This window comes from Pontibaca salina, assembly GCF_016307205.1.
Lineage (GTDB): Bacteria > Pseudomonadota > Alphaproteobacteria > Rhodobacterales > Rhodobacteraceae > Pontibaca > Pontibaca salina.
Map to the genome: position 1 here is coordinate 1 of NZ_JAEIJD010000030.1, position 1252 is coordinate 1252.

Sequence of the window (1252 nt, forward strand, 5' to 3'; positions counted from 1 at the left end):
GCCGTCCTCCTCGTTGTGTGGCTGTTGACACCACGACCTTGGCACAAATCGATGCCGTCTGGGGAGGGCGGCAACCACTCCATCTCCTCTGCTTCGTGCGGCGTGATGTAGCCGATGGCGCTGTGCAGGCGCGTGTTGTTGTACCAGTCGACCCATTTCAGGGTTTCCCATTCGACGTGGCCAACGGACTTCCAAGGGCCGAGGAACTTGATGACCTCGGTCTTGAACAGGCCGATGATGCTTTCGGCGAGGGCCTTGTCGTAAGAAGTCCCGACGCTGCCGACAGACGTGTCGATGCTGGCCTCTGCGAGCCGCTCAGTGTATCGGATCGACAGGTATTGGCTGCCGCGGTCGCTGTGGTGGATCAGCTTGTCTGCCTCGGATGGCGCCCGCTGGCAGATGGCCTGGTTCAGAGCATCGAGAACGAAACCGGTGGACATCGAGGTGGAGACGCGCCAACCGACAATCTTGCGGGCGAAGACATCGATCACGAAGGCCACGTAAACCATGCCCTGCCAGCTGGAGACATAGGTGAAGTCGCTGACCCACAACTGGTTCGGCATGTCTGCCACGAAGGTCCGGTTTACCTTGTCGTCCGGGCATGGTTGCGCCGCATCTGGGTTCGTCGTGATGACCTTTTTACCGCGCACAACCCCTTGCAATCCCATGACCTTCATCAGCCGCTCCACGGTGCAGCGGGCGATGTCGCGCCCCTCGCGGCGCATCTGGTGCCAGATCTTGCGCGCGCCATATCGTCCTCGACTACCATCGAAGGCCTGCTTGATGGCGGCCATGTCCTGACGATCCTGTCTGGCTCGATCCGATGCCAGGTCCGGATCACGTTCCACTGCCTTGAAGGCGTAATACGTCGATGGTGCGATCCCCAGAGCCCGGCAGATCGGCCCGACACCATGGACACGACGGTGATCATCGATGAACGCGATCATTTGCGGAACGGGCGGTCGAGCTCCGCCGCTGCGAAATACGCAGATGCTTTCTTCAGGATCTCGTTGGCGGTGCGAAGTTCACGAACCTCGCGCTCCAGTTCCTTGATCCGATCCTTCTCGGCGCTCGTCAGCCCGGCTCGCTGACCAGCATCGCGTTCGGCTTGCTGATTAATTGGCTGGGTCAAATTTTGACGCTGGTCCAGCCCCCGCTTCACCGGACACCTAAGCGGTTTCAGTTTCGGCCCTTATGAACTCGCGAGGCGATTTCCATTTCAGGCCGCTGTGTGGGTGGTTCTCGTTATAGT

The 1252-nt window shown here is 60.0% G+C and carries 1 pseudogene and 1 other annotated feature; the pseudogene reads right to left on the reverse strand.

Features of this window, described 5'->3' with window-relative positions:
* Positions 1-86: 86 nt before the first annotated feature.
* A pseudogene (locus JAO82_RS14135) lies at positions 87-1114 on the reverse strand (IS3 family transposase); the annotation flags it as partial.
* Positions 873-989 (reverse strand) — a sequence feature (AL1L pseudoknot). (Overlaps the previous pseudogene by 117 nt.)
* Positions 1115-1252: the final 138 nt, after the last annotated feature.